General features: G+C 53.1%; 7 protein-coding genes and 1 tRNA gene. 2 read left to right on the forward strand and 6 right to left on the reverse strand.

The features are described 5' to 3' along the window. Positions 1-7 precede the first annotated feature (7 nt). Entirely contained in the window at positions 8-1,306 is a 1,299-nt protein-coding gene (locus FJ147_04850) for an adenylosuccinate lyase (GenBank protein ID MBM4255208.1), read from the reverse strand. Positions 1,307-1,474: 168 nt separating this feature from the next. Here FJ147_04850 and FJ147_04855 point away from each other — a divergent pair. Continuing rightward, positions 1,475-1,550 (forward strand) — tRNA-Cys (locus tag FJ147_04855). Here the strand turns inward: FJ147_04855 and FJ147_04860 are convergent. The 4 genes from FJ147_04860 to FJ147_04875 all read right to left on the reverse strand — a co-directional run bounded on the left by FJ147_04860 (position 1,551) and on the right by FJ147_04875 (position 4,129). After that, a complete protein-coding gene (locus FJ147_04860; GenBank protein MBM4255209.1) occupies positions 1,551-2,459 on the reverse strand; it encodes a site-specific integrase in 909 nt (302 codons plus the stop codon). Between the two features lie 290 nt (positions 2,460-2,749). After that, positions 2,750-3,169: a hypothetical protein gene (locus tag FJ147_04865; protein MBM4255210.1), complete on the reverse strand. Its 420-nt coding sequence runs from the start codon at positions 3,167-3,169 to the stop codon at positions 2,750-2,752. A 40-nt stretch (positions 3,170-3,209) separates the two neighbouring features. Continuing rightward, complete coding sequence (locus FJ147_04870) at positions 3,210-3,581, reverse strand: hypothetical protein (GenBank protein MBM4255211.1); 372 nt, start codon at positions 3,579-3,581, stop codon at positions 3,210-3,212. Between the two features lie 134 nt (positions 3,582-3,715). Further along, on the reverse strand, positions 3,716-4,129 hold the full coding sequence (locus FJ147_04875) for a hypothetical protein (protein MBM4255212.1): 414 nt from the start codon (positions 4,127-4,129) through the stop codon (positions 3,716-3,718). Positions 4,130-4,256: 127 nt separating this feature from the next. Here FJ147_04875 and FJ147_04880 point away from each other — a divergent pair, with 127 nt between their 5' ends. After that, on the forward strand, positions 4,257-4,493 hold the full coding sequence (locus FJ147_04880; GenBank protein MBM4255213.1) for a hypothetical protein: 237 nt from the start codon (positions 4,257-4,259) through the stop codon (positions 4,491-4,493). Between the two features lie 899 nt (positions 4,494-5,392). Here the strand turns inward: FJ147_04880 and FJ147_04885 are convergent. Further along, positions 5,393-6,013, reverse strand: a complete 621-nt coding sequence (locus FJ147_04885) for a hypothetical protein (protein ID MBM4255214.1) — start codon at positions 6,011-6,013, stop codon at positions 5,393-5,395. Positions 6,014-6,251 lie beyond the last annotated feature (238 nt).

The following is a 6,251-nucleotide window of genomic DNA, read 5'->3' on the forward strand; positions in this document are numbered from 1 at the left end:
AGTTGCGTTATCGTTCGGTAAGAACTCGGCGCATGATGACTTCCGTATGTCTGAGGGCATGGCGGGCATCAAACAACTGATCGATTTCAGCCGAGGTTAAGAGTTTTGTAATGTCAGGATCGCGACGAACTTCTGCAGCGAATGACGCGCTATTCTCCCAGACTTGCATGGCATTGCGCTGCACCCAGCGATAGGCTTCTTCGCGTGAGATGCCTTTGCGAATCAAGGCGAGCAGCAAGTGCTCCGAGTAAATCGCCTCGCCGAGTAACTCCATGTTCTTGCGCATACGCTCTGGGTGAATGACCAACTTGTCGAGAATGCCAGTCAAGCGTGCGAGCATGAAATCGAGCAGAATCGTCGCATCCGGGCCAATGACCCGTTCCACTGACGAGTGACTGATGTCGCGCTCATGCCACAACGGAACATTCTCTAGTGCTGAGAGTGCGTAGCCACGTAATAATCGTGCACAGCCACAGACGTTTTCTAATTGCCACGGGTTGCGTTTATGAGGCATTGCCGACGAGCCTTTTTGTCCAGGAGTGAACGGTTCTTCGACTTCTAAGACTTCCGTGCGCTGAAGGTGGCGGACCTCAGTGGCGATACGCTCTAACGAGCTACCAATAAGGGCAAGCGTTGAAAAATAGGCCGCATGGCGGTCGCGCGGCACAACTTGTGTGGCAACGGGTTCAGGTTGTAACCCCAGGCGCGAACAGACGTAGGCTTCGACTTCCGGGTCGATATTAGCGAACGTACCAACCGCGCCCGACGTTTTGCCGAACGCGATTTCTTTCTTCGCTAATTGCAATCGGTCCTGACTGCGGCAAATCTCGGCGTACCAATGTGCAGCTTTGAGGCCGAAAGTGATTGGTTCAGCATGGACACCATGTGTGCGACCGATCATCAGTGTGTTTTTGTGTTCTGATGCCAAGGCTTTAAGCACCTTGGCCAACGCTGCGAGATCGTTAAGCAGGACATCCGTTGCTTCGCAGAGTTGCACGGCAAAGCCGGTATCGATGACATCAGAAGAAGTCAGGCCAAGGTGCAGATAGCGTCCCTCTTCTCCGACTGTTTCTGCGACCGAGGAGACAAAGGCGATAATGTCGTGCTTTACCTCAGCTTCAATCTGTTGCATCCGGGCGACGTTCACACGCGCACCTTGGCGTAGTTTTTTGACTGCATCTTGAGGAATGTCGCCGCGTCTGGCTAAGGCTTCACAGGCCAAAAGTTCGACTTCCAGCCACTTCGCCAGTCGATTTTCTTCTGACCACAAACGGCCCATTACCGGTCGAGTGTAACGTTCAATCATAGTAGGTTACAGGGAACAGGTTACGGGTTACAGGAAAAGCGACTGTGAACCAACAAGTCGCTTGCGAGTCATTCTTATAACCTATCCCCTGTACCCTGTCACCTGTAACCTGAAGCCCGAGGGGTGTTGAAATTTTGTAGCTGAACACGCTAAGGTGCACGCTCATTCGGCGGCGTACCCAAGTGGTTAAGGGAGAGGTCTGCAAAACCTCCATTCACCGGTTCGAATCCGGTCGCCGCCTTCATCAATTCAGTGGGTTAGTGGGGAGAGAAGTGGGGTGGGTAGCTAAAGTGGTAGCTGTTGAGTTGGCTATCGTGTTTTCGAGCTTCCGAACCGCTTCTTTCAGGTCGCCGTCGCTCACGATGTTGTAGCGTTCAAAGACTGAGCGCGTCTTATGACCAGTGATGGTCATTGCTACTCGCTCTGGTACCCCAGCACGAACAAGGTTCCTCACCGCAGTCCTTCGGAAGTCATGGGGAATCTTTCCGACGAGGCCAGCATCCGTCACGGCCTTCTTCCAGTCCTTCGCATAGCTAATGATCGGCTTGCCAGAGCGGTGGAACACGTGGGGGCAGGTCGGGTAATGGCTCAGGTGTTGCTGCCATTGCTGGTCAAGGAGATCCACTAATAGCTGAGGGAGGTAGATCGGACGGGCATCGTCGTTTTTGGTGGTGTGGGCCTCTAACCGGACGGTTCCGGTTTCAAGATCGACCTGGCTCCAGGTAAGCTTGAGGATCTCGCTGGCGATCCGCCAGCCCGTATAGTAGGCAAAGCTCATGGGCGGGCGAAGCGCCTCAGGCAGATGAGCAAGGACAGCCTCGAACTCTCGAAGCTCGAAGAATCCATGCCGAACATTCCGTTCTTGAAGCAAGGGAATATAAGGTTTCTTCGTGATCAGGTCTGCTTGAAGGGCAAGGTTGTAGGAGCGCTTGAGGAGCGCCAGTTCCCGATTGATTTCGCCGTTGCTTGCTCCTGCCTCCTGCCGTTGCTTCGTGAATGCTTGGATGTCGGCAGTCGAGACCTCATGGGCTCGTTTGCCGGCAAAGTAGGGAAGTAGATGTTTGTTCACTTTGATCTTGACCCACTTCAGCGAACGTTTCCCGTTCGTGATGTAGTGGTTGAGCAGCCCAGCAATCAGGCCATCGACCGTCATGCGTTCCACTGCCGGGCCAAGGTAGCGCCCTTCAGCGACTTGGCCTAAGCGCTGCTGTCAGGTTCGCCGCGCCTCTGCTTTGTTCTTGGTTCCTGTGGCTTCAGTGACGGGTTGGCCATCGACGTAGTACTTGATATAACACCACCCTCGTTTCAGGTAGATGCTGCCTGACCCGCGTTTATACTTCGGCATTGTTGTTCCTCCTTTCTGTAGCTGGTTGTTCAGCTACAGGCTGTGATATTGATTGACATATGTGATGACATGCTTGTGTTTCTTTGCTGCAATCGCGGTCATGCCTCCTTTCTGACACTTGTCTTCTGTCCCTCCTTAGCAAGGTGTTGGTATTGATCGTGCCAAAAGAATCCAACCTTCATTGCCCGGTCAATCGAGCGTTCCGTTTCCTCACACAGCAGGCGTCCCAGATCAGTGAGAGCGCGGATACTCTCGGAGTCTACGTCGCCCGGACGTTCGCTCTCGCATTTCCACACACAAAACATTGCCTCGAACAGTGCCTTGATGTATGAGACCAAGGCTTCGGTATCCCCGTTGCGTTCCAGGATCTCGGTGAGATCCGGTGGTTCGTTGGGCGGATGACTGCGGTCGAAGCTGAAGTACCCAGGAAGCTTCAGATCTTTGGGCCGCGGTTGGTTGCACGTGATACATGGGCGAATAGTTGAGGAGTCGGGTGTTGCGTCGTGCTTTTTTTTCATGAGGGTGTTCCTTCTCGTAGTTGAGGATGGGAGGGTACGCTTACGCCGCCTTCTTCTTTTGCGCCCTGCGCTGGTACCGCGCCCGTGCTTGATCGTCCCGTTGGTTCCACCGCGCCTTGATAAAGTCTCCCCACGTGACACTACGGTTATGGAACAGTGCGAGCGTAGGATCTCCGTCTTTTTTAATTCCGAGTTCGATCCGTGGAACCCGATGCTCAAAGAGCAAAAGGGTGGGCTGGTGATCAACGTGCATCCCAAGACTGATTTGTATATGCCCTTGCTCGTCATAAAAGGTGAGATGTGGCCCATCCTCTTCAGCGCCAAGCGTGATCCTGACTCGGCCCTTGTTGTCGACGATTTCAAGCCGATGGGTCCGAAAAACCGTAGGAGACGTGTCTGCCGTGGTGTTCATGCTGTTGTTCCTCGTGATGAAGCGATTCGTTGCGCTGCATATCTGTGCGTGCTGGGGGAAGGATGTTTCCGACATGCTAACAACGGAACACCCTAAGGCTTATCAGGGTGACCGCTCTGATAAGCCCTTTCCGCCTACGCAGCTACGAGATGCCGCTCAATTGGTCCGATCCTGCCGTTGTTCCATGCAACACTGACCAGGTGTCCACTGAGGGCAATCACTTTGCCCTTCATTCCGTCACGTTCCACCTCATCACCAAGGTGATAGCGTTTCTCCTCAACGGCCTGGACCGCTCGGACGATCGTCAACGCCAGCATTGCCACGTGTTTGCAGTGCCGATGATGAAAGCGACTATCTGGGCATTCGCAATGCACTGAGGTAGCGGTCAACGTCACCTGGTACGCCGCTCCCTTTCCCCTCACACAACCCGAGACAGCGTGCTCGGTACAGCGTGAGACCGTGATGATGTAACTCCCTTCCATCAAGGCCGTTGCTGCCTTCGCCAACCGTGTCGCTTCGACATTCTTCAATGCGTGTAGTGCGATCATGAGTAGTTCCTCCTGTATCTTCTGTATGGTTTATTTATATATCGTTCCTTACGTTATGTCAAGTCCTATAGATATTGTTCTTGACATATAAAATTCCGACTTCTATTCTGACCATGAGGAGGACGTAATGAGGAAGAAGGAAACACAAGTGCAAGTCCAAACCTTTACAGTGACACGAAAAGTGACCTTAGAAGAGAAAGCATGCGTGCAGTGTGGCACCCGATTTATGGGACGAAGGAACAAAGAGTACTGTTCAAAAGCTTGCGCCAAGAAAGCTGCTTACCACCGTAACCCCGAAGCCTACCGGGAAAGCCGCATGAAGAGCTATCGCAAGCAGAAGGGCCAGGAACAAGCGAAGTCATAACACTCTCCTGAGTCTTCCCCTCACTGGCGCAGGCTCTGGTCTCTTGTTGAAGATTAATAACATTTTGTGATGGTCATGCGTTCTTCTCTGAGGAAGTGTCCCCGTGAGGGCAAATCCCGTGTCCTTCCCCTTACTGACGAGCGTGTGAGGGGGAGGAGGGATCACGCTGAACATCATTCAGTCAGGGCATTGCTGGTCCACTACGTCCCTCAGTGAGGGGCAACCACCGCCCCTTACTGGGCAGCATCCCCAGGGACGAACGGTAGGCACTGAACCGCGTTCAGTCAAGCTGACAAGCGAGGGAGCAAGGCCGTCATCGAGGGGAAGGCCGTGCCCTTACGGACGAGTCACCCCTCCACCTCACAGTAGTCAATCACATTTTGTGATCAATACGCTGGTCCGGGTACTGTGGATACGTTCTCACCTGATCGGCGAGGCCCTCGCCTGGTGTGGTGTCCACCAGGTTTGGGGACGTTCTTCCGTAGCCTGGTATAGCGTCCACCAGGCTATAGGGTAGATTTCTGAGCTTGGCGACTAATCACATTTTGTGATCAATCTTCCTCAAGCGCCCAGCCTCCTCCTCAGTGAGGGCATGGATTCCCCTTCCTGAAACGCTTTCCCCTCAATGGGCTGTTTTCCCCTCGGTAAGGGGAGGGCACTGAACACTGTTCAGTCATGATCGCCACCGATGCAGCCTCCTCCCTAATGAGGGGCAGCGGTTTCCCCTCACTAGCGAGGAGGCAAGGGGAGCAGAGATAAATGATAACTTTTTGTGATGGTGTTGTTTCCAGATGCTAAGAGCGTTGCCAGTAAGGGGAAGTCCCTTCCCGTTCCCTCAATGAGACGGTTGTTCGGAAGGCAGAGATCATGCAGAACAACGCCCCGTGATGACGTTCAGTTCATTTCTGAAATAGCGACTTTAGGTCCCTAATGGCCTCAAGCTGTCCCTTCTCCGCTTTTTTCAATAGCCTTTCTAGTACCTCCCCGTTTTTGGGATCAGCGTATATATTCCCTAGGATGTGCCGGAGCTCCTGCTCTCGTTCTTGAGATAAAGACTCAGGCTCGAATTTCTTTACACGGTCGAAGAAGGTTGATGATTTTAGAAAGAGTTCCTTATCGACATCGGATGTGGGGCGACCGTGCAGCAGGGATCTATCGTCACGCTGCTTTAAAAGGGCAATATCCCGCTGCATTTCGGTTAACATGTTGATGATGATCTTATCGGGGGTAACCTCGGTCTGGGTAAGAGCAGCAACCTGAAACTCACCAAAGTTCTTTAGAAATGGAGAATGATTGGGATTCTGCTGTGCTGCTTTGTAGGTTGCCAATACCTTGCTGGCAAGGATGCGCTGAAAGTCGACGATCTTGCTGAACCGCAGATCACGCGGGTATCCAACGTGCTCGATAATCCCCGTGTCAAACGAGTAATCGGTCTTGTCATCCTTGATGATGACTGTGGGTTTATCAAACGCCAGCCGTAGACCGAGCTCGAGCATCACGTTCGGATTCTTGGCGCTCACGTCACACACCACTATGTCTGAGTTGTAGACGTTCTGCACGATGCGCTTTTGAATGACTCCACCCTCGTCCGCCTCACTGACGAGACGAAGGCGGTGGCAGGAAACAACTTACCGCAATAGTGATTGACCGGAGTGGAGAGCCTCTGCACAAGAGCAGGGATGAGAGACGAGACCATTGTGTGCTGGCTTCGGTCTAAGTATCGAAGTCTGGTCGAAGAGCTGGATGAACGCGGGCGAC

Source organism: Deltaproteobacteria bacterium, from assembly GCA_016874775.1.
Lineage (GTDB): Bacteria > Desulfobacterota > Binatia > Bin18 > Bin18 > VGTJ01.

What these genes read in the sequence shown, in the direction of transcription:
- FJ147_04850 (MBM4255208.1), bottom strand. Translation starts at nt 1,306, where the DNA reads ATGATTGAACGTTACACTCGACCGGTAATGGGCCGTTTGTGGTCAGAA.
- FJ147_04860 (MBM4255209.1), bottom strand. Translation starts at nt 2,459, where the DNA reads ATGACGGTCGATGGCCTGATTGCTGGGCTGCTCAACCACTACATCACG.
- FJ147_04865 (MBM4255210.1), bottom strand. Translation starts at nt 3,169, where the DNA reads ATGAAAAAAAAGCACGACGCAACACCCGACTCCTCAACTATTCGCCCA.
- FJ147_04870 (MBM4255211.1), bottom strand. Translation starts at nt 3,581, where the DNA reads ATGAACACCACGGCAGACACGTCTCCTACGGTTTTTCGGACCCATCGG.
- FJ147_04875 (MBM4255212.1), bottom strand. Translation starts at nt 4,129, where the DNA reads ATGATCGCACTACACGCATTGAAGAATGTCGAAGCGACACGGTTGGCG.
- FJ147_04880 (MBM4255213.1), top strand. Translation starts at nt 4,257, where the DNA reads ATGAGGAAGAAGGAAACACAAGTGCAAGTCCAAACCTTTACAGTGACA.